This window comes from Parafilimonas sp., assembly GCF_051953455.1.
Taxonomy (GTDB): Bacteria; Bacteroidota; Bacteroidia; order Chitinophagales; family Chitinophagaceae; genus Parafilimonas.
In genome coordinates this window covers 1-21,785 of the sequence record NZ_JBQCIT010000012.1, presented here as the reverse complement: position 1 = coordinate 21,785, position 21,785 = coordinate 1, and the positions used below count along the sequence as shown (strand labels likewise).

Genomic DNA, 21,785 nt, shown 5'->3' with positions numbered 1-21,785 from the left:
GTTTTAAGAGTTGTCCATTACATTTTTATATATATTTAAATAACCCTCTACTTGCTTTTCCAGACTATTGTTTTCTACAATAAACTTTCTTGCCTTATTTCTTTCTGCTATTACTTTCGATTTGTTGGTATAATAATCTGCAATAACGTTTGCTAAAATATCTGCATCAAAACTTTCATACTTATAACCAAAATCATCAAAGTCAAGATCTCTAATGCCGCCAACGTTACTAATTACAGGTACACAGGCACACGACATAGCTTCTAGCAAAGCGACCGGCAAGCCTTCAAATTCGCTTGTCATTAAAAAAATATCCAGTTTGTTATATATTTCCGGCGTGTTTATCACGAGCCCCGGCATTTCAATATAATCGGTTAATTTTTTCTGCAATATCATTTCATCAATAGCAGCTTTTTCGGGGCCTATACCCGCAAGTATAAATTTAATGTTGAGTAAAGGATATTTTCCCCTTACCGCTGCTGCAGTTTCAACCCAGCGGTCTAATCTTTTTGCTTTGCGAAAGCTAACCACTGTACCAACTGTGAGGTAATTTTTAGTGTAATGACCATTATTTTTATCAGTACTGTAAAACTTATGTACATTAATGCCATTGATAATTACACTTCCGTTTTTATAGTTGTAAAAGCTACTTTTTCTATGCCTGTTAACACAGGCTTCCACTTCGCGGGAAACAAAAATTGTATGGTTGTCTTTGTAGTATGTAAGCCCGCTTAGTAAATAAGTTATTTTTTTGTAGCTATCAACTATATTATGTTCTGAATAAACCAATCTTAGTTTTGGCATCAAGAATTTCAGCAGTCGTAATATTATTGCGGCATTAGGCAGGTGAACATGCAATACATCATATTGTTTTAGTTTCAATAATTTATATAGTTTGCGATATTCAATAAAAAAACTTAGTAGTGGTGATGAGAATATGTTTATGATATAATAGTTTACATTTTTCAGGTCTTTTAATAACTCAAGGCGCTTGCTGTCAAGTATAATTAAATCGCAAATGCCTGTAGCTTCATTAAACCTTTTATTGTCAAACATTTCCCTAATTAAAACTTCTGCACCACCTCTGTTAAATGACCTGATAATGATACCAACGTTGGGCTTTTTTATAACAGCGCCTGTTTTATTTAGCTGGCTTATCTGGCTTAATATTTCCATAAGGTTTTTAAATTTGTTTGCAATAACTGCGATAAGCCGGAAATATCATCTTCAAAATGTTTATATAACGCAGCGTACATTTCAGGGGTTAGCCGGTCGCCAGGTTTTTTTTTACTGCTCGTGTTCCAATCTCTCAGCCAGTTGAGAAAATTTACTCGTGCTGAATAACCTATGACTTTATCTACGTGTATTTTTTTTAGAGCTTTTATGAGTTGGGGATGGGTAAAAAACAAGTTGTTTATCCACCTGTATTTAACTACGCCGGTCGTATTTTCGTTAACGAGGTTTGGTGTAAAGTTTTTATCAATTCCTAAAAATTCAAAAGTTTCCTGCAGGGCTTTTTGGGGTTCCTGGAAAAGTGTTTCATAAATGTGGATGCTAAACCTGTTTCGTTCAAAATAGTTAAGCCAGTTTTTTAGTTGGTCGTAATAATAGCCATGGCCGAGATAAGCAAAATTGCCTTTTGCTTCTTCTGAAAAGAAATTATGCTGAAGTTCATCTTCTATGCTTTGCTTAAAGCTTCTTTTTTCCAGCCCTAATTTATACATGTAGTTATAAGCGCTGAATGCCCGCTTAACGGGGTCTCGCAGGATGAGGATAAATTTGCTTTCATCATTATAATCATATATTGTAGCTGCAACCTGTGGAAAATATATATAGTTTACTGCCCCTTTTAATAATACTGGTGCAGCATTAGTGTTTGTATAAAATGATTCAAGCCAGGCCGCACCTTTTTGCAAATATCTTTCCTGTGAAAAAAAATGCGTATCCTTCATTTCCTTTGGCGCATTTATTTGCGGATGCTGGGATAACCAGTTATAAAAAGAAGATGTTCCTGCCTTTTGAACACCTATTAAAAAACAATTTATTTTTTTATTTTCTGGCAAAGTAGTGCAAGCGCGTCTTTACTAATTACGGAAGCTTTAATAACTGGTTGGCGACGTTTAATTTTTCATTTTTTATAAGCAGGTTTTTGGCAGCCGGTAAATAGTCCTCAGGAAAATAAACCCGGTTTTTTATAAACTTTACATTTCCATATTTAAAATCAAACCAATTATTAGTACTATGTGCTGTGCAGTAAATTTTATTGTTTATAAACTGTATAACAGCAACCGGTGAAGGTGCTTTAGTGGAAATTATCTGGCTGTTATTTAAGTATATGGTTGAGTTTTGAATAAGCGAATGCTGTGGTTGAACAGAGCGCATTGAGCTTGAATAAAAAGTGCCGTTGGCAATCTTTATATAACATTCATTTAGCTCGCTATAACCACATCCTAGCACAAGCTGGTACCTCGAGCGGGAAGAACCGGTGAGAATAGTATCCCGTATAAAATAAACGCTATCAACAGATACTGCATTTCCGTTTCTTATCTGGCCACCGCTGTTGTTTTCAAACCTGCAGGCAATAAATTTAATATTCCCTGTTTTAATGCCGTTGATTGAATGTCTTATAGGTTCAATATCGACGCCGGCACCTGGATTATGTTTGCCATATTGCCCGTTATTAATACCTGTATTGATAAAGGCACAATTTTCAAATATAGCATCCCGGGCATCTACTATCGTCATACCCTGCCGTCCATTACTTTCTGCAATAACATTTGTAACCTTAATATTTGTTGAAAACTTCTTTTTTCCGCCTATGCAAATGCCATCTGAAATACCATGATGCAAATACATGTTAGTTACGGTAACGTTTTCCGATTCCCATATTCTTAATAAATGAGAAGGGGCTTCAACAACTCTCTGATCTCTTGTTATTTTATCTGAATTGCCGTTTACTTCAAACCCTGACAGAAAAATATTTTTACAGTTAATAAAAGAGAACGCGATGATTGAATAAGTATCTGATCTGATAAAGGATTTTTTAACGCCCGCAACGCGATCAGCTGCCCTGTTATAACCGCCTTTTAAATTTATAACGGCGGCCGAACCGATGATTGATAAATCTGAACAACTGTCAAATTCAAAATCCCGGTATTTGTTATTTACGGTAGTGATGGCATCAATTAAATAATTGCCAGCGGGTACAATTAGAGTACAGTTACCACCGCGATTATTTATTACATCTATTGCTTTTATAAAAGCTTCATAATCGTTTGTTTTGCCATCGCCTTTTGCCCCAAAACTTTTTATATTTAAAGTATCATTCCCTGCTATCACATCTGGATTAATCAACGCAACGCAAAACGCAGCAATAAGTATTTTTGCAACTAAAATTCGCATGTCCCACATCACAAAAAATTTAATTTTTATAAATTAATTTATTATTACCTGACTTTATAAGTGTTCCCAAAGTTGAATAGGAAATAATGTAGAATGGAAAAACCAGTAAAAAGGGGAATAACTGGTTTTTCATTCTTATAATAATGCCAAGGTTAGTATCTCTGTAAGAGTAAAAAAAAGTTGCTATTAACGAAAAAAGTAAAATAGCCTGAATTTGATAAGGTAATTTTATCTTCCACTTCAGCCTTAGTTTAAATGCCCATATAAATAATATCAATGCCAGTGTATTTTCAACGACTAAAATAAATGTTTGAACATTGTTGATATCGAATATAAACGGGCGGAACAAAAAAGTAAAAATCTTCAGGGGCAAACTATATTCGTTCATAGGTATTGCCGATGCAGCTTTTGCGGCAAGTTTGAAACTGGTAGTCTGAAAATTTTCAGTTATTTCATCCATATCTGCATTTAAGCCAACAAATGAAAGTGTAGCTGATACCATTAGCGGTATTATTATTATACCCACTGCGCCCAGCAATACCCGCTTGCTAACTGAAAGCTTTTTATTATTTAAGACAAAGACAATGCCTATAGCAGATAATAGAAAAACAGCAACGTGCGGCCTGACTAAAAACAAAAATGCGGAAATCAGAAAGAATTCAATTCCTATCTTTTTGTTTTTTACGAGAAATAAAAAAATGGTAGAAATACTGAAAAACGATAAGGCATCTTTACCAATAGCACAGGTCCAATAATGCATGTTTGGAAAAAATAATATTATAATGCATAATGAAATGCCTTTAATATTTATTTTACCATAGTCGTAATGTTTAAGTATTTTATATAAGTTCAGGATACCGCAAAAGCCAACCAGGCCATACAATAAAAAGCCTGACAAAAAATCTAATTTCAAAAATTTTACAAGGGGGTAATCAATGAACAACATAAAGTTAGTTGATAATCCAAAATAGCTAAACCAGGTGTCTGAAGAAGTCAGGTTAAACCGTGTAATAAACCAGTACACGCAGGCATCAGCGCCGCAATCTTTTAGGTTGTTCCAATATGTTAGTACAAATATGGTATGATAAAAAAAAAGTAATACAATTACTAAAGGATATTTCGATCTTAAATAAATGGGAAATACAATAAAATACAGCACCGTAACCAATATATCGTAAACGCCCATAATTAAAATTTAGCAGTTGTAATACTCAACATTTTCTGCTGTACGGAGATTTGTTTATACACTTGTTAATAAGACTGATATTGCTTGCGCCTTGCCAGCCAGCACCACAACCCTTATATTACGGCAAATGCACCAGGCTTTTTTATACCCAGATAAACCATCATTGCCGTTAGTATCAAAACAAAAAAATCGCTGATTACAACTGCATATAACAAGCCATCGATTTTGAAAGGAGAAAAAAAACAAAAATAACATAGCCCTATTACAGCAATACTACTAAACATGATGGCCAACTGGCTGTGAATCTGCGAAAGGAGAATCTGCGTAATTCTTAAATAAGTTGATGGCATAACAAAAATTCTTGAAAACATAAGCCATGAAAGAATAAAGCTGGCCTGTATATATTGTTTGCCAAAAAGAATGTTTAGAGCCATCTTGCCAAATGCCAGGCAAAGCAGCCATACAACAACACCACTTATAAAACTGGCAAGGCATGCATTTATCAATAAAGTATTAAATTTTTTTCTCTCCGAGTAGAAAACAGCAGAAAATTTACCCATAATACTTTTTGCTGCAGTTAAGTTAATTGTACCTATAACCAAAACACATTGAGCACATAAAGTATAAAATCCAAGCAGCTCTCTGTTCTTTAAAATATACTCAATTATATATCGCGGAACATTTGCTTTGAAAGAAGTGAAAAAAGCAGTAGTGCCAAGTGAAATCCCTTTTGAAAAAATTGCTTTCTGCCCTGACCAGCTAAACTGTAGTGTCATTTTAGTGCTGCAGAGTTTTTTTACCTTTCTATTTTCGTATAACAGCAATACTGCGCCGTAAGCAATACTTAACGCAAAGAATGCTATATATATAACTTTTGTTACGTAAAACATTATTGTAAAAACTGCTATGCTTACAACAGCATATACTACTGAAGATTTACCCTGGAAATCCAAACGCTGAAAACGCTGATAGATACTGTAATAATATTCTCTGTAATTGGTTAATGACCAATAAACGGCAATACTGAATGCACTTAAGAGAGTAGCAATATCATAATAAATTATTAATATGATAGCACCTGATATTATTGGCATTAACAGGCAGTTTATTATAAAAGCAGCATGATAATGCTTAAGGTTTGTTTCAAAATCCTTTTCTACTATAATTAATTTTCCAATATCCATTAAAAAAAATAGCTGTATGGGACTTACAAGTGCAGAAGTTAAACCGTAAAGGCCAACATCAGTAACAGTGCCAATACGCGCTATAGTTGTAATAATTAAAAATTGAGTTGAAACAGTGGCTAACTGGCCTAACAATGCCCATGAAAAATTTTTTTTAAAACTTAAATGCTGCATTTGGACTGTTAAGAATTAACCTTGTTGCTATTTCTTTTTTTGGCTTTGCCAAACATGTGCCTTTTTTCTTCTCCATCAGTGTAATAACCTGAGTAAGCATAGCCATAATGATAGCCATATCCATAACGATAAGCTCTTTTAGGCTTTATATCATTTAGCAGTATTGATAAATTAGGGATTTTTGAATGCACAGAAAGATCGTTTATAATATCTATCTGCTGTTTTAAAGTATAATTTTCGCGAACAATGTAAATACCCCCATCTGCATACTTGGCCAATAATATGGCATCGGTAACTATTGCCACAGGTGGTGTATCAATAATTATATAATCAAACTGCGTTTTAAGATAACGAAAAAGTTCATCTACCTTATCATGCAATAATAATTCAGCAGGATTAGGTGGAATAGTGCCGGAAGTAATGATAAAAAAGTTTGGATGTATCGCCGAAGGCTTGGCCAATTGCTCTTTTTGAAGATTGGAAATAATATAATTGGTAAATCCATCTTCCCCGGAAATTTTTAAATCTTTGGCAATTTTAGGTTTTCTCAAATCCATTTCCATGAGCACCACTCTTTTGCCAGATATAGCAAAGGACGACGCAAGATTAATAGAGAAGAAAGATTTTCCCTCACTACTCATACTTGAAGTAACCAATATTACCTGGCTGTCATTTCCTTTAAGCACAAATTGAAGGTTGGTTCTTATTATCCTGAACTGTTCAGATAATGCAGATCGCGAATCTTCTTTTATTATTACTGTCTCACCAGTTTTATTATGTCCTAACTCTCCTAAAATGGGCACTTTTGTATTACCGGTTATATCCTTTTTATCGCTTATCTTATTGTTTAAAAAATCACGGGAGGATATTATTAATAAAGGCAATAATAAACCTATCGCGCAGGCTATGAGATAGATTAATTGTTTATTGGGTGTAAAGGGAAGCAGGTTGCTTTTTGCAGGCTCAATAAGGCGCGAATTAGACAAGGTGCCAGATTTTGATATTGCCGTTTCTTCTCTTTTTTGCAAAAGGTATAAATACAGTTGTTGCTTTACATTTTGCTGCCTGGAAATATCTAAATATACACGCTCTTTTGCAGGTGCCGTTTTTATCTGGCCTGATAAATTTCTATTGCTTTTTTCCAGTTCCTTCTGCGCAATAACCATGCTTTGTTTAATATTAGTAAGGCTGGTTAAAAGATCGCCCCGCACCGTTTCAATCTGGACGTTTAAATTTTTTATCAAAGGATTATCCGGCTTGGATGTTTGCAGTTGCCGGTCTCTTTCCAATACAAGGTTATTGTATTTTTCTACTGTAGATATATAGGTAGGGTCTTGTATTTCAAGTACGTTTGGTACAACCCTGCCCGGATTATTCTTTATATTATCTTCTATAGATTGTACCACGCTTATTTGCACCTGCTGCTGTATTAATTGCTTCTGCAGGTCATTCACGTTATTTAAAATTAAAGCACCTTGCTGATCAAGATCGCTGTATACATTATTTGCTGTTTTAAACTGCTCTATATTTTTTTCAACGCCTGATAATTCATTCGATACAATTTCAAGACGGCTATTAATAAAATCAATGGTGCTGTCGGCAATTGTGTTTTTGTCTTCCTGGTTTATTCTTGTATATACTTCATACAATTTGTTAAGTATATCTTCACCTCGTTTGGGCACCGTTTCTTCCAGCGTTAATAATATAACATTGGCTTGCTTATCAGGAATTTCAGTGGTTAGTTTATTGTAATACTCCTCAGTCTTTGCTGCTGGGGTACTAATCGATACAGCATAGTCGCCCTTTTTGCTGAAAACAGGTTGTAAACTAAACCTTACGTTTTCAGTTTTAACAGTGTCACCAAATTTGAATTTGCCATTAATCTCATCACTATTAATGGTAAATGAATTTTCATTATGAGGAAACTTTATATCAAATTCCTGTGGCCTTATACTATCTTTTAAATAATACAGGTTTAGTTTAAAAGGCCGGTTATCGTAAATTTCAGTTGATTTAATATTTCCACTTGTAAAATACCGTATGTTTAAATTCATTTCGTTTACAACCTTGCTTAATAAATAGTGTGTTTTTAAAACCTGTATTTCACTGTTTACATTATTTTTTGTATTGAATATATCAATATCGCTTAGAATATCTTCAGAAGAAGCACTTGTGCTTTGGTCATCTTTTATTAAAATTTTGGAATTTATTTTATAAGAAGATGTGGAATAGCGCAGGTATAAAAAGGCGAGAAGCAGGCACATTATAAATGAAAGCAATATCCATGGCCAATGTCTCACATACTTAAATAATAGTTCTTTGAGATTGAACTTTTGTTCAGTCATTTCAAGCACTAATAAATTCTGGCGATCGTTGCTGTTGTCTGTCATATTAAAATGGTGTCAAGGTTATTTTAGTCTGGCAATGGCCAGCACCAATACACTTAAAACAGAAGCAACAACTGTTACTGTTCTGAGTGTGTTGGCATTTAAATCGGCAACTTTGGCCTTGCCGGGTTCAATGTATATAATATCATTTTGTTTAAGATAATAATAGGGCGATTCAAATATGTTAGAGGAGTTTAGATTAAGATGTATGAATTTTCGTTTACCTGCTTCTTCGCGTATAAGCAGCACATTATCACGCTTGCCATAAATGGTAAGATCGCCGGCCATGCCAATGGCATCTATTACTGTAATGCGTTCGCTTGGTATAGAATAAGTGGCGGGGCGTACAACTTCTCCCAAAACCGTAATTTTATAATTCAACAATCTTATGTTTACAACAGGTTCCTGCAGATACTGATCAAGCTTAATTTTTAAGCTGTCTTTAAATTGAGTTACAGTAAGTCCTTTCACGCTTAACTTACCCAATACAGGAAAATCAATCATTCCCTGTTTGTCTAGCAAATAACTGTTTACCGGGTTACTGGTTGTGTTTGCAGCAGGGCTTTGAGTTGGAATCCCGGTTATGTTCTGCGGCGGCTGAATTAAACTGCCACCCATATTAAATACTGCCGTAGCATCCGGATTATTGCTTGAAACAGAAATACCGATAAGATCATCAGGCTGAAGTACAACATCGTACGTTTCTTTTATTGCCTGTATATATATTTTTGATGTATCGCTTAAATCTTCAAAATAGGGAATGTTTTTAGTGGGGGTACAGGAAATAAGTGAAATGATTGCAACGAATAAAAAAAGGTTTGAACCAGTAGATTTTCTTTTCACATGGATTGTTTTAGGCTAGTCAATAATTTGCGGCAGCAACGTTTATTACGCGCAGTAGAAAGAGTAAGATTTAAGATAAAAGCAAGCATTTAATAACTACAGGCTTTACCTTGTCAATTCAGATATCCACACCCGCTTTTAAACTGTTTATTCTCTGCGGGTCATTTTCAAATCATAATGCTGAATGTAGTAATTCAACAGTTACAGGTAACTATTAAGCCGATCATGTTTGACCTATTCGATTGCTTAGCATAAAATAGTAAGGAGTTTATAAAACCAGGTAAGAATATATGGGAGAAATAAATAGGGCTTCGCCTTCCTCAATCCATAAGGTTAGTGGTGCATCATAAATTAATTCAATCGTTATGAAGGCGAAAATTGGAATCACAAATACACAGGAACGATTTCTCATACCAAATTTGCTGAAAAAAAACAGTTTACCAAAAAAAATTATGGTTATCAGCAATTTCTTTAAAAAATAAGCTTGTATTAAAGGAGGCACATTCAACGCATGCAGTAATATGGTTGCATCAACATTATTGGTTAATGTTCTTTTGAAAGAAGGCCGCAAAGTGCTTACCTGGCAACAGTTTTAAAACCTGTTTTTACCCTTTGCACAATGCTAATAATAAAACCGGCTACCATGATTATAATACCTATCCATAGCAACCCAACAAAAGGAAAGAGATAAACCTTCAGGGTTATAATATCCTGTATGCTTTGGTCTTCTTTTATGCCCAGTTCAATTTTTCCGGTAGCAGGGTCAGCCAGTTTATTGAATTTAATAACCAGGCTTTGTGCAATTACTGTATCGGGAATCTGGCGCAGCTGGTTATCTTTTAAAGCAATTTCAGGCATGGCCTTATACTGCATGCCATCCTTTGAAATTACAGTCATATTCATGCCAATACCCACTTCGCCCGGCAGCAGTTTTTGTTTAAGTGAATCCAGTTCTTTCACCACGCTGTTCATTACAATAATGCCGTTTGAATAAAAGGCAGAATCGCCGGGCCGCATTTCCACGGCTTTGTATTGGCTGGTATCATCCTGTTTCCCATCCTGTGCGGCCGATACATATACAAAAATGTCGCGGTTCCAGTAATGCTTGTTATCAGGATTGGCGGAACGGCCTTCCATTCCCTTATTGTTATTAATCAGGTCGGGATATATGCTGAAGTTTTCTTTGCCGTCTTTGCTCACAAACTGCAGCTCAAAATATTGTTTACGGTTTGAGGTGTTCAGCGTGTCACGCGTATAGGTAACATCATATTTACCCATGTCTGTTTTCACGCCTTTAAACAGCGTAATATTTTCCTGCGGATCATAGTCTTTTGATTTTGGCAGCAATGCTATGCCGGTGGTATTCTGGCTCAGCACTGTTTTCCTGCTAGAAGAAATAAGGATGCCAATAAGCGCCAGCCCAAAACCTATATGCGCAATAGAAGCGCCTGCTGATTTCATCTTTCCTTTCAGCCCTACCCATATATAGACAGCGTTGGCTACCACCGCATACACCGCAGCAAACATGGCCACGTGAATGGCCACCATAAAACCTGCGCCTTTATCGGTATAATTAATATTGCCGATAAAGCTTATGCAAAGGCTTGTAACAAGGGCTATAATTGTTGGAGGCAGAATCTTCTTATAAAAGGTTTTGCTGTCCGTATTCTTATATTTAAAATACTGCGTTACTGCCGTAAGAATACCGAGGATTATGGCAATGAATATTTGCACCTGGTTATAAGAAAACAGTGTGTCTTCCGGCATGGCCACATTGGTTCCAAGCACTTTATTGTAAACAGGTATAGAGGTTTTGGCTATGATGATGATGGCTGCTAAAAACAATACCAACGCGCCTATGAACATCCAGAATTCGCGGCTGTAAGTGCTTTCTTCCTTTTTAATGGATGGAATAGATTTGCTCCTGTAGAAAAACAAAGCCATTGCAGGAATAAAGCATACCAGCACAAAACTGATTAATTGCGCCGATGTATCTTTCTCGGTAAATGCGTGCACCGATGTATCGCCCAGGATGCCGCTTTTGGTTAAAAACGATGAATATAAAACCAGTGAAAAAGAAAGTATATAAAAGATATAAGTGCTCTTTAGAGAGTAGCCGCTGCTCTTATACACAATATTGGTGTGCAGGCCGGCAATCATAACCAGCCAGGGCACCAGCGATGCATTTTCAACAGGGTCCCAGGCCCAGTAGCCGCCAAAGTTCAATGCTTCATACGCCCAGGCAGCGCCCATCATGATACCGGTACCCAGTACCGCGCCGGAAAATGCAGCCCAGGGAATAGCAGCTTTAATCCAGGTATGGTCGTTTTTAATCAATCCTCCCACTGCATAAGCAAACGGCACCACCGTTGAGGCAAAACCCAGGAAAAGAATGGGCGGGTGTATCACCATCCAGTAATTCTGCAGGGCGGCATTTAAATCGTTACCTTCAAAAACCTTTGGAAACTGCAGGTAATCCGGGTTGCTTACAAGCATCGGTGCATCCAATTCATGTCTTAATAAGGCAAAGGGATTGCTGCCTATTTTCAGGCTGCCTATATAAATACCCAGCAACATGGTGGCAATGCAAAATTGGGCAAAGCTCACCACCGTCATTACCGGGGCTTCCCATTTTTTGCTGCGCCATATCAATATCCAGCCCAGCAGGCAATGCCAGGTGTTCCAAAGCATAAAACTGCCTTCCTGCCCTTCCCAGAAGCTGGCAAATAAATATTGTTTTTCCAGGCTGCGCGATGAGTGGTTCCAGGCATAATAATATTCGTGGTAGTGGTTAGCAATAATAAGGTACATGAGTACAAAAATGCCAAGTACGCTCACCGTTTCCACGGCAAAAGCCATGCGGGCAAATTTTATCCAGCCGCGCTGGTCTTCCAGTAATTTATTTCGCGAAGCTTTAAAATAAGCGATAGTGGCAATAAGCGAAGCAACCAGGGAAAGTATTGCTAAAAAATGTCCTAACTCACCATAAAAAAGGTGCTCACCGTTGTATTTCATTTATGAAAACCCCATTTTTATTGCCGGGGTATTTGGAAAGCCTGCATAATATTCAATTAAACAGCAGGTTTTTCGCCGGCCAGTTTTATTGTACAGAGGCGCTTACGTTCTTTGAATTGTTTTCCGCATCATCCTTATATTTTGAAGGGCATTTCAACAAGATTTCCTTGCATTCAAAAACACCGTCTTCCACCTTGCCTTTCAGCACAAGCCTTTCACTTTTCTCCATATCGGTGGGTTTTGAATTATGGTACACTACCTGTATGGAATGCCCCAACGTATCCAAAGCCGTAAAGGTTAAGTAATTGGGATTTTTTACGGGATCGTAATTCAGCGGCTGGCTTTTATCCATTTTCGCAATGAGGTTTACAAATTTTCCCGGTTTCTGTTTGGCGGAAGCGATGGTTTCATACGTAGTAACATTACCCATAAAACTTATAAGCGTTGCAATGGCTACAGCAATAAGTACCAGCGCTATAATGTGCGTCTTTTTCATGCAAAAAAAATTCGATGCGAAATTAATCTAAAACTACATGTGAAGGCTTTAAAGATTGTAAAGGAATGCTTAATGTAGCTGAATAGTTGATTGGGTTGATTAAGTCTACAGGCTGCTGGCTTCGCCCGGCCATTCTACTCTTTTAATTCAATCTTTTACCCGTTTTCCCGCCTTTTTATTCATTTCCCAAGCAATAAATACCCGTTATTAAATAAAAAGCTGCCCCGGAAAACCGGAACAGCTGCCTTTGCTAACAATAAAAAGCCCGGACAAAAAAGTTTATACCATAATTGAATATTAATAATCATTATTCAACGCAAAAACCGGTTGACGATACATCCATTGCCCGCCGGTAAAGTCGGGAAACTCCACTGTTTGCTGGCCCAGCTCAATAGATTGCTCGCTTAACGGCGTAATAGCGCTCCAGGCCGCTGAATCGTACACGTCAATGGGTGTGGGCTCTTTGCGTTTAATGCTTTCAATAAAAGCATTCACCACAAAAAAGTCCATGCCGCCATGACCGGCGCCCTGCGCATCATTACTGTATTTAACCCATAAAGGATGATCGTATTTATCCAGCCATTCCTTTGCATCATCCCACACATCTTCTTCCTTCGACTTGCCTTGTATATAAATGCTGTGGTTTACATCCATCCATAAACCTTCAGTGCCCTGCACGCGGAAGCCGAGGGAATAAGGGCGGGGCAAATTAGTATCATGCTGCAATAAAATGGTTTCGCCATTGTTGCAATGGATCATGGTGGTAACAATATCGCCCAGTTTAAAACGCACTTTGGCATTGGGATGATTTTCGCCGCCCACTTTTACAATATAATTATGCAGGCCCCTGGTTTTGGTGGCATAAGAGCATAAAGAAAGAAAACGGTTGCCATGATTAATATTGATATAATTGGCAATGGGCCCGATGCCATGCGTGGGATACATGTCGCCATTGCGGAAAACAGAGTGGTTGGTTCTCCATTTGGCCTCACTAAAACCTTTTTCGCCAAATTCGGCGCCCACGCCACCGTCTGGATTGTTTAGTTTCACACTGCGCAGGTCGTGCTGGTAACCGCCCTGCAAATGAATAAGCTCGCCAAACATATTCTGGCGCACCATATTCAGCACTGCCATCACATCGCGGCGGTAACAAACATTTTCCAGCATCATTACATGCGCATTGTGCTTTTCGGCAGCCCGCACCAGGTTCCAGTGATCTTCCAGCGTAATGCCCATCACCACTTCGCAGCCTATATATTTTATGCCGGCATCCATGGCGCCCAGCATCATAGGGTTATGCCATTCCCAGGGCGTGGCAATTATAACACCGTCAAGCTGGGTTTTAGAGAGCATATCTTTCCATGCATATACATTACCTGTAAATATCTCAGGCATTTTCTTCTTGCTCTTATTTACAATATTTTTTGCGCGGTCGAGCATTTTGGCATCTATATCGCACATAGCCACCACATCCACATCATCCCTTCTCAGCAACAGCGATAAATGGCTTTCGCCCCGCAGGCCTGTGCCGATTAATCCAATCTTTACTTTACCATCTGCCGGTGCGGCAAACGAGGTTTTGGAAGCCATGGCAAAAGCTGCTGTGGACATTGCCGTGTTTTGAATAAATTTTCTTCTTTCCATTTGTAAATTTTTATAGCATGAAATGATTGTTATGTTACCGGTGTATGCCACAGGTTTACTTTACCTGCTACCGGCCTGACGCTTTTGAAGCGCCTGACCGCATTTCCTAATTCAACGTCTTTATCCCGCTCACATCCGCTGCTTCTTCCTGCAATAAATCAAACACCACAATTTCATTCCCGCCTTTCTTCAGCCACGAGGCAGGGCAATATAAACTGTGCTGCGGGCCAACGTTCCAATATCTCCCTAAATTATGACCATTTACATACACATTGCCCTTTGTGTAATGGCTCATATCAAAATACGTATCGCCGGTTGAGCTTAAATTGAATTTGCCTTTAAAGAACAAGCCTTTTTCCGGGCCGTTAAAAGCTGTTTGTTTAATGGATGCAATGAATTTATCATCCAGCGGCAAAGGGTATATCTGCCAGTTCATCAGCGTCATACCGTTTAAAGTAACGCGGTCGGTAATGCCTTTGCGATCTATCATGTATTGCGCAAAATTGATGTGGCCCATCCCTTCCATTAATATATCAAGCACCGGGTTTTTGCTCTCCGTTTTCGGAAGCTTTACACTCCATTTGCCGCCATCGCGAAAAATGGTATCAATAAATTTTCCATCTAAAAATACCAATGCATAATCATGCGGTTCGGTAATGGTAAGCGTACCGCTTTTGTGGCCGGTTAAGGTGGTTCGGTATAACATGCAGCCCTGGTTCTGATCAAAATCTTCAAAAGGTTTTGGCTGCGGCGATTGTATGGGCGATGGCAGCATATTCCAGAGGCTGGCAAACTTTTCCATCTTTATTGCCGGTATTTCAATAGCGGGAATGGCTGCCGGCACCGGTGGAATTTTATAGCTTACATATTGGCTGATAAGGTTGCGCAATGCATAATATTTGGGCGTTGCCTGGCCTTGTTCGTTTATTGGCGCATCATAATCGTAGCTTGTAATATCGGGCTGGTACGCCGTTGGGCTGAAGGCATTGGCGCCGGCGGTAAAACCAAAATTGGTACCACCATGTATCACATATAAATTGAAAGATTTTTTATTATCGAGCAGCCATTTTACCTCCTTTACGATAGAAGCAGAATCCACGCGGGCCCATTTTTCTTTCCAGTGCGTAAGCCAGCCGGGATAGGTTTCACTGCTGAATACCGGCACATCAGGGTTATGTTTTTTAGCTTCATTAAAATCAGCATCGCTACCGCCGCTGTCGAGGCCAATGGCTGCGCCCAAAATATTACCCGCTTCCAGCATGTAAGGCGTTGGCCCATCGGATGTATAAAATGGAACATTGATGCCGTTATCTATCCATAATTTTCTCAATGCTTCAAGGTATGCCTTATCGTTGCCATAACTGCCATATTCATTTTCTACCTGCACCATTAAAACAGGGCCGCCGCTGGTGCATTGCAAAGATTTTACTTCTCCGGCCAATGCCTTTACATATTTGGTTACGGCTTCCATATAGCGCGGATCGAGGCAGCGGATTTTTATATCAGGTATTTTTAAAAGAGCGGTGGGCAGGCCGCCAAAATCCCATTCGGCACAAACATAAGGGCCTGGGCGAAGCAATACCCACATGCCTTCTTCCTGGCAGATTTTTATAAATTCTTTTATATTATGATTACTGGTTTTAAAATCGAAACTGCCATTGGGTTGTTGCTGGTAATTCCAGAAAACATACGCTGCAATGGTATTGCAGCCCATGGCTTTGGCCATTTGTATGCGCTGGCGCCAGTATTCATACGGAATACGCGCCGGGTGCATTTCACCGCTTATTATCTGCAGCGGTTTGCCATCGAGCAGGAAATCGTTTTTGCCAAGACTGAATACATGCTTCTGCTGCGCTGCTGCGGAAAACGAAATAAGAATGGCAATAATCAGATAAACGGCTTTGAACAAATTTTTTTTCTGCATTGGTTTTGAAAAATAAAGATGTGCAATCAAGCTTTGCAGGCATCGTTGAGCATTTACCAAATTTAATACACAATAATGTAGATATGCATTTCAAACGTTTGCGCAAAAAGTTATGAGTTATCTTAAATCATGCCTTATTAAACCATAAACCATCTGAAACTTATTCCCTATCGTGTAAGTAATCTTAATGATCCTCCTCTAATAATAGCTTTATTTAATTACTTCCTTGAAGATTCCATAATCAGAAAACAACGTAGAATTAAGTTCTTCTTTAGGTGTTAAAAAATAGGTCTGACATAAAATAATCTCGTTGGAATTTTGATTAACCACCAAATCTTCAACTGTTATATTACTTATTTTCTGAGCCTTTGTTTGCCTAATTGTGATATCCGTTTTTTTAAATTTCAAGCTATCAAGATGTTTACCATTTACACTTTCAACATCATCTAAATTGTAAAAAAATAGACTGTCTCTCGTTTCTCTAAACTTTTGAAATTGCAATGTTTCTAACAGCTTAGTTCTTTCAGAAAATCCTTTATACTGATAGATATTGTTTACAATTTTAATATTCTGGCTTTCAGTCTTTTCTTTTTTGACGGGTACAAAAATGGGAGTTACTTTATTATAATTTTCACCACAACTACTATCACAAATATGACTTACGCCTTTGATGATTGTTTTGTCAGGAATTTCCTGTAGATACATAAATGGCAAATCATTACGTATTTTTACTTTAAACGTTTCGGATGAATCAAGAATAACATAACCGGATGCATTCGCATCTAGCCCTCCCCAAGCATCATATTTATATAATACTTTTGGAGTACCCTCAATTTTTTGAGCATACAATTCTGTAACTTCCCAATCACTAAAGCCGCAACTTTGTAATAGAAAAGTCAATACATACATAATGATAAAGTAACGTACGTATTTCATGTTGTTATTCATCCGGTTACATGTTGTTAATCCCGAGGATTTTAACCATAAGCTGTTTAGTATTTTGTTTTGGTCAGACCGCTGTTGCTATTTAAACAGCTTCTTACGTTACCTGCTGTATAAATGCATCAAAACTTTTTACGCCTATCATTTTTGTAGTTAAATATCCTTCGGCATATTTTACGCCTATGCGTTTGCCAAACATCAGCGCACGGGCTTTTATAACATCTAAAAAATCAGGATTGGAAATATAGGTTTCTGGTTCGCTGGTATCCGTTGTATTAAACTGCGTGGTGTAGCATAATACGGCCTTTATTTTTTGTTCGTAAGCATCAGAAATATCAAACAAAAAATCAGGTTTTAAATAACGGTCCTGTATGTAATGAAAAACGTATGATGGCCGCCAGTGTTCCTGTTCTTTGCCTTCATATTCTGTTTTAATTTTCCGCAGGCCGGAGAGAAAAGCAGCATCGGCCACGAGTTCCGAACTCCTGCCGTGATCGGGATGCCTGTCCTCGGGTGCATTGCATAAAACAATTTCCGGCTGATATTTTCTTATCGCAACAATTACTTTCCTGGTATTTTCTTCATCTTTCTGAAAAAAACCATCGGCCATTGCCAGGTTTTCTCTTGCGTGAATGCCCATTACTCCAGCGGCTTTGGCGGCTTCAACATGACGGGTTTCAGCAGTGCCGCGGGTGCCTAATTCACCGCGGGTAAGATCAATCACTGCTACTTTCTTTCCCTGTGCCACGGCCGTTATCAATGTGCCGGAGCAACCTAATTCCACATCATCGGGATGTACGCCAAATGCTAGTATATCTGTTTTCATCAATGTGCTTTATATTTTTATAACCTGCCATAACGCCCAATATGTTATACAAGATTTTTAGATGGGCGTTTCATCCCATCAAAAATAAATGAGAAAAAGCAAAGCTTATTTTAATATCAATTCCACAACGGGCACTTCATACGGTGGTTTTGTTTCCGGAAGCTTTAATATTAAATCCGAACCATTGTCGGATACTGTAAATGGCACCTCAGAATCATCATTCAAAAACTGCGCATACGTGATTTTGCCGTGGTAGTTGGGAAGCACATATTTGCCATCTGCTGGATAATTCAAAAAGTGCAGGTATAACCTTTTTGTTGCAGGATTGTAAGTGAGCCTTTGTGAAGAATCAGGCAGATTATATGCATCCGGAGGATAAGTGCAGTTATAAATGGCCTGGCTGTTTTCATGCATCCAATAAGCCAAACTGTCTAAAGCCCTGGTGGCACGGAAATCAAATTCGCCTCTTGCCGTTGGGCCTACATTCAAAATAAGATTGCCGCCATTGGCCGTGGAGGTGATCAGGAGGTCCAGTAGCTGTTCCTGGTTCTTCCAGGTATTTTCATCGCGGTAGTATCCCCAGGAGCCGGAAAACGTTTGGCAGGTTTCCCAATATCTTCCTTTGTATTGCAGCAATTCCTTTGGCTTCACCTGTTCCGGTGTTACAAAATCGCCGCCATCAGCATAGCCGTCATTTTCAAGCCCGAGGCGGTTGTTCACAATGATGCCGGGCTGTAACTTTCTTACCAGTTTTATTAAATTAACGGCATCCCAGTCTTCAGAATGTTTGCCGTATTTATCATCGCGGCCCCACGTCCAGTCGAGCCAGAGAATATCTATTTTGCCGTAATTGGTCAGCAGTTCTGTAATCTGGTCTTTGAGATACTGCCTGTATTTATTCATGTCGCGGCCCTTGTTCAATTTAGCATAAGCATCATCTTTTTGTTGGCCTTTTAAACTATCCGGCGGGCGTTGGGGGTGCACATCATCTATTGTATAATCGGGATGATGCCAATCCAGCAAAGAATAGTAAAAGCCGATTTTAATTCCCTCCGCACGAAAAGCCTCCACAAATTCTTTTACGAGGTCGCGGTGCGCTTTTGTATTGGTTGCTTTATAATCTGTGTATTTTGAATCGAACAGGCAAAACCCTTCGTGATGTTTTGTGGTAAGCACGGCATATTTCATGCCTGCAGCTTTTGCTTCCTTCGCCCATTTTTTTGGATCGAATTCATCGGGATTAAAATTGTCAAAATATTTTTGATAAGCCGCATCGGTAATCTTTTCATGGCTTTTCACCCATTCATGGCGGGCAGGCAAGGCATATAATCCCCAATGAATGAACATGCCGAAGCGTGCATCTGTCCACCATTTCAGGCGTTCAGCTTTTTGTGCAGGCGTTTCATTGAATATTTTTTTGTCCTGGGAAAAAGAGAACTGTGCGGTGAAGCAAACGATCAGCAGGGGCAGCAAACATTTTTTCATTCGTGCAAGTTTGATTTTTAATGGCCTCATGGAACCTCGCTATATACATTCCCTTGCGGGAGAAAATAATCATGCTCGGCTCATTGTTATAATATAGTTGCGTTAAAAATAATAAAAGCTGTTTATTCACTAATTATTCTTTCCATTTAGCCATGCAGCAACCTTAAATTGCCAGGAGCATCAGGCCAAGCGATTGTTTAACTTTGATTGATTACTATGAAGAAAAATTTAGTGGTGCTCACCGGTGCCGGCATCAGTGCGGAAAGCGGTTTAAAAACTTTCCGCGACAGCGATGGTTTATGGAATGGTTATAATATAGAAGATGTGGCAACACCTCGTGCCTGGAAAAAGAATAAGCAATTAGTGCTTGATTTTTATAACATGCGCCGACGCGATGTTTTAGGGGTTAAGCCTAATGCTGCGCATTTTGGTTTGGCAGAACTGGAAAAGGATTTTAATGTACATATCATAACACAAAATATTGATGACCTGCATGAACGTGCCGGCAGCGCCAATGTTTTGCACCTGCATGGCGAAATTTTTAAAATGCGCAGTGAACTTGATGAAGCATTGGTGTATGAAATAAGGGAAGATATTTTATTGGGTGATATAGCGGAAGATGGTGCGCAGTTGCGCCCGCATATTGTTTGGTTTGAAGAGCCGGTACCCATGATTGAACGTGCTGCTGAAGTTGCTTCAACAGCTGATATTTTTGCGGTGATAGGCACCTCGCTGGTAGTTTATCCTGCGGCTGGTTTAATTAACTATGCACCACGCGCTATACCTAAGTTTATAGTTGACAAAAACATTCCTTACGCTTCTTTATATAATCTTACGGTAATTGAAAAACCTGCAACAGAGGGCATTACAGAGTTGATGCGGTTATTAATATAAGCGTTATTGCTTCCAGAAATCATAATAATTAAACCATTGCTCCGGATAAGTTTTTACTTTTTCTTCCATGGCCTTGGCAAAGCCTTTCAGCATTTGCGCTACAGATTCGTCTTTCTCATGCATTGAATAATCTTTGGCTTCGGTTGAAAAAAAATGATAATGGAACGTTGTTTCTTTTAATGCGAATACAAAGGCTACCGGCACTTTAAATTTTGCCGCCAGTAAAAAAGGGCCAAGCGGGAATTTAGCAGGGCTGCCTAAAAAATTAGCTTCAACGGTTTTGTTGCCTTCCACAAAACGGTCTGCGTGCATGCAAACCAGTTCATTGTTTTTAAGCGCTTCATTTATTTCAAAAATGTGAGAGAGATCGTTTTTTATAACAATGATCTTAGCCGTTGTTTCGCCGGTAACGCTTTTGAGATATTCCTTTATTTTCTGATGTTCACCATCAAACATTACAATATTAATACGGGTGTTCAACCGTTTTAATAAATAACCGGCAATTTCCCAGTTACCAATATGGGCGCTTAACAGAAGCCCGCCTTTTTGTAAGGCTGATATTTGCCGCAGGTTTTCTTCCCCGTCAAAATTAAAAGTAAAGTTTACGGCTGCGCCCGACATGATGGCTATTTTATCAATCAGCGTTTGCCCAAGGCGGTAATAGTTTCTATATAATTTAAGCAGGGATGAAAAGCGCCCGTAATGCAGCCGCTCCCGGTAAAAACCGTAAATAATTTTGGATGTTTTAAAGGAGAAGAGAAAATAATAAAACGCCACGATTGCAAGCAATGCATAAGCAGGCCTTACGCCAAATTTTTTGATGACCGCTACAAAAATGCTGTATCCGAAAGTGGTGCCCTTACTCTTGCCTTGCCACGATGGCATTATACAAGCTGTTTTGAATTTACCCGCGAAATTATATAATCATAAAAATCGCTGAAGGTATGAATGTGCAGGAAATCGCCCGGCTTAACCTTAAAATGAAAATTGTTTTCAATTACAACAACAAGATCTATATAATCAAGGCTATCTAAATCGAGTGTTTCTTTTAAATTGCCCTCAGCAACAATTTTCTCCGGTTCCACTTCAAACTCTTCAGCAAGAAAACTGTTGATTTTCGCTACTATTTCTCCATTCATATTCATGGCAGTTAAGGTTCAGTGTTTTAATACAATAATTGATGAATTCGTTCCTCCAAACCCAAAGGAATTGCTCAAAAATACATTTATATTTTTTTCCAGCGTATTTTTTACAAGATTCAATTTAGCCGAATCTTCATCAGGATTTTCAAAATTAATATTGGGTGCTATAAAATTATTTTGCATCATGAGCATGGAGTACACAATTTCGCTGGCGCCAGCCATCCAGCACTCGTGCCCGGTC

The 21,785-nt window shown here is 38.4% G+C and carries 17 protein-coding genes and 1 pseudogene; 1 reads left to right on the top strand and 17 read right to left on the bottom strand.

The window, feature by feature from the left end; all coding sequences use genetic code 11:
* Positions 1-3 precede the first annotated feature (3 nt).
* The 14 genes from ACTHN6_RS04390 to ACTHN6_RS04325 form a co-directional block, all read right to left on the bottom strand.
* A complete protein-coding gene (locus tag ACTHN6_RS04390) occupies positions 4-1,176 on the bottom strand; it encodes a glycosyltransferase (RefSeq protein WP_440434503.1) in 1,173 nt (390 codons plus the stop codon).
* Positions 1,164-2,063: a sulfotransferase family protein gene (locus tag ACTHN6_RS04385; RefSeq protein ID WP_440434502.1), complete on the bottom strand. Its 900-nt coding sequence runs from the start codon at positions 2,061-2,063 to the stop codon at positions 1,164-1,166. The genes ACTHN6_RS04390 and ACTHN6_RS04385 overlap by 13 nt, the downstream gene beginning before the upstream one ends.
* 25 nt (positions 2,064-2,088) lie before the next feature.
* The gene (locus tag ACTHN6_RS04380) at positions 2,089-3,411 is read right to left on the bottom strand and encodes a glycosyl hydrolase family 28-related protein (protein WP_440434501.1); all 1,323 of its coding nucleotides are present in this window, start codon (positions 3,409-3,411) and stop codon (positions 2,089-2,091) included.
* A 10-nt stretch (positions 3,412-3,421) separates the two neighbouring features.
* Complete coding sequence (locus ACTHN6_RS04375; RefSeq protein ID WP_440434500.1) at positions 3,422-4,588, bottom strand: hypothetical protein; 1,167 nt, start codon at positions 4,586-4,588, stop codon at positions 3,422-3,424.
* 113 nt (positions 4,589-4,701) lie between these two features.
* Positions 4,702-5,946 carry an oligosaccharide flippase family protein gene (locus ACTHN6_RS04370; RefSeq protein ID WP_440434499.1) on the bottom strand — a complete coding sequence of 415 codons (1,245 nt, stop codon included), beginning with the start codon at positions 5,944-5,946 and terminating at the stop codon, positions 4,702-4,704.
* Positions 5,947-5,954: 8 nt separating this feature from the next.
* Positions 5,955-8,336 carry a GumC family protein gene (locus tag ACTHN6_RS04365; RefSeq protein ID WP_440434498.1) on the bottom strand — a complete coding sequence of 794 codons (2,382 nt, stop codon included), beginning with the start codon at positions 8,334-8,336 and terminating at the stop codon, positions 5,955-5,957.
* Positions 8,337-8,354: 18 nt separating this feature from the next.
* Positions 8,355-9,176 (bottom strand): polysaccharide biosynthesis/export family protein, encoded by an 822-nt coding sequence (locus ACTHN6_RS04360; RefSeq protein ID WP_440434497.1) that lies wholly within the window; start codon positions 9,174-9,176, stop codon positions 8,355-8,357.
* Positions 9,177-9,752: 576 nt separating this feature from the next.
* On the bottom strand, positions 9,753-12,191 hold the full coding sequence (ccsA, locus tag ACTHN6_RS04355; protein ID WP_440434496.1) for a cytochrome c biogenesis protein CcsA: 2,439 nt from the start codon (positions 12,189-12,191) through the stop codon (positions 9,753-9,755).
* An 85-nt stretch (positions 12,192-12,276) separates the two neighbouring features.
* Positions 12,277-12,687 (bottom strand): cytochrome c maturation protein CcmE domain-containing protein, encoded by a 411-nt coding sequence (locus ACTHN6_RS04350; RefSeq protein ID WP_440434495.1) that lies wholly within the window; start codon positions 12,685-12,687, stop codon positions 12,277-12,279.
* 297 nt (positions 12,688-12,984) lie between these two features.
* The gene (locus tag ACTHN6_RS04345; RefSeq protein WP_440434494.1) at positions 12,985-14,331 is read right to left on the bottom strand and encodes a Gfo/Idh/MocA family protein; all 1,347 of its coding nucleotides are present in this window, start codon (positions 14,329-14,331) and stop codon (positions 12,985-12,987) included.
* Between the two features lie 106 nt (positions 14,332-14,437).
* Positions 14,438-16,255: a glycoside hydrolase family 35 protein gene (locus ACTHN6_RS04340; protein ID WP_440434493.1), complete on the bottom strand. Its 1,818-nt coding sequence runs from the start codon at positions 16,253-16,255 to the stop codon at positions 14,438-14,440.
* 210 nt (positions 16,256-16,465) lie between these two features.
* Positions 16,466-17,191: a hypothetical protein gene (locus ACTHN6_RS04335; protein WP_440434492.1), complete on the bottom strand. Its 726-nt coding sequence runs from the start codon at positions 17,189-17,191 to the stop codon at positions 16,466-16,468.
* Between the two features lie 103 nt (positions 17,192-17,294).
* Entirely contained in the window at positions 17,295-18,023 is a 729-nt protein-coding gene (bshB1, locus tag ACTHN6_RS04330) for a bacillithiol biosynthesis deacetylase BshB1 (RefSeq protein ID WP_440434491.1), read from the bottom strand.
* A gap of 105 nt (positions 18,024-18,128) precedes the next feature.
* A complete protein-coding gene (locus ACTHN6_RS04325; protein WP_440434490.1) occupies positions 18,129-19,508 on the bottom strand; it encodes an alpha-L-fucosidase in 1,380 nt (459 codons plus the stop codon).
* A 216-nt stretch (positions 19,509-19,724) separates the two neighbouring features.
* On the opposite strand from ACTHN6_RS04325, the gene ACTHN6_RS04320 reads away from it, so the two are divergent.
* Complete coding sequence (locus ACTHN6_RS04320) at positions 19,725-20,402, top strand: SIR2 family NAD-dependent protein deacylase (protein ID WP_440434489.1); 678 nt, start codon at positions 19,725-19,727, stop codon at positions 20,400-20,402.
* A gap of 3 nt (positions 20,403-20,405) precedes the next feature.
* On the opposite strand, the gene ACTHN6_RS04315 is transcribed toward ACTHN6_RS04320, so the two are convergent.
* From ACTHN6_RS04315 to ACTHN6_RS04305, 3 genes and pseudogenes are all read right to left on the bottom strand, one after another.
* On the bottom strand, positions 20,406-21,287 hold the full coding sequence (locus ACTHN6_RS04315; RefSeq protein ID WP_440434488.1) for an LpxL/LpxP family acyltransferase: 882 nt from the start codon (positions 21,285-21,287) through the stop codon (positions 20,406-20,408).
* Positions 21,287-21,541, bottom strand: coding sequence for a phosphopantetheine-binding protein (locus ACTHN6_RS04310; protein ID WP_218148574.1), 255 nt, complete (start codon positions 21,539-21,541; stop codon positions 21,287-21,289). The genes ACTHN6_RS04315 and ACTHN6_RS04310 overlap by 1 nt, the downstream gene beginning before the upstream one ends.
* 18 nt (positions 21,542-21,559) lie before the next feature.
* Positions 21,560-21,785: pseudogene (locus tag ACTHN6_RS04305) on the bottom strand (beta-ketoacyl-[acyl-carrier-protein] synthase family protein); the annotation flags it as partial.

Excerpts from the sequence above, each read along its gene's own strand:
- ACTHN6_RS04320 (WP_440434489.1), top strand. The coding sequence starts at position 19,725 with ATGAAGAAAAATTTAGTGGTGCTCACCGGTGCCGGCATCAGTGCGGAA.
- ACTHN6_RS04335 (WP_440434492.1), bottom strand. The coding sequence starts at position 17,191 with ATGAAATACGTACGTTACTTTATCATTATGTATGTATTGACTTTTCTA.
- ACTHN6_RS04350 (WP_440434495.1), bottom strand. The coding sequence starts at position 12,687 with ATGAAAAAGACGCACATTATAGCGCTGGTACTTATTGCTGTAGCCATT.
- ACTHN6_RS04310 (WP_218148574.1), bottom strand. The coding sequence starts at position 21,541 with ATGAATGGAGAAATAGTAGCGAAAATCAACAGTTTTCTTGCTGAAGAG.
- ACTHN6_RS04340 (WP_440434493.1), bottom strand. The coding sequence starts at position 16,255 with ATGCAGAAAAAAAATTTGTTCAAAGCCGTTTATCTGATTATTGCCATT.
- ACTHN6_RS04325 (WP_440434490.1), bottom strand. The coding sequence starts at position 19,508 with ATGAAAAAATGTTTGCTGCCCCTGCTGATCGTTTGCTTCACCGCACAG.
- ACTHN6_RS04390 (WP_440434503.1), bottom strand. The coding sequence starts at position 1,176 with ATGGAAATATTAAGCCAGATAAGCCAGCTAAATAAAACAGGCGCTGTT.
- bshB1 (WP_440434491.1), bottom strand. The coding sequence starts at position 18,023 with ATGAAAACAGATATACTAGCATTTGGCGTACATCCCGATGATGTGGAA.
- ACTHN6_RS04345 (WP_440434494.1), bottom strand. The coding sequence starts at position 14,331 with ATGGAAAGAAGAAAATTTATTCAAAACACGGCAATGTCCACAGCAGCT.
- ACTHN6_RS04375 (WP_440434500.1), bottom strand. The coding sequence starts at position 4,588 with ATGGGCGTTTACGATATATTGGTTACGGTGCTGTATTTTATTGTATTT.
- ACTHN6_RS04380 (WP_440434501.1), bottom strand. The coding sequence starts at position 3,411 with ATGTGGGACATGCGAATTTTAGTTGCAAAAATACTTATTGCTGCGTTT.
- ACTHN6_RS04370 (WP_440434499.1), bottom strand. The coding sequence starts at position 5,946 with ATGCAGCATTTAAGTTTTAAAAAAAATTTTTCATGGGCATTGTTAGGC.
- ACTHN6_RS04365 (WP_440434498.1), bottom strand. The coding sequence starts at position 8,336 with ATGACAGACAACAGCAACGATCGCCAGAATTTATTAGTGCTTGAAATG.
- ACTHN6_RS04315 (WP_440434488.1), bottom strand. The coding sequence starts at position 21,287 with ATGCCATCGTGGCAAGGCAAGAGTAAGGGCACCACTTTCGGATACAGC.
- ccsA (WP_440434496.1), bottom strand. The coding sequence starts at position 12,191 with ATGAAATACAACGGTGAGCACCTTTTTTATGGTGAGTTAGGACATTTT.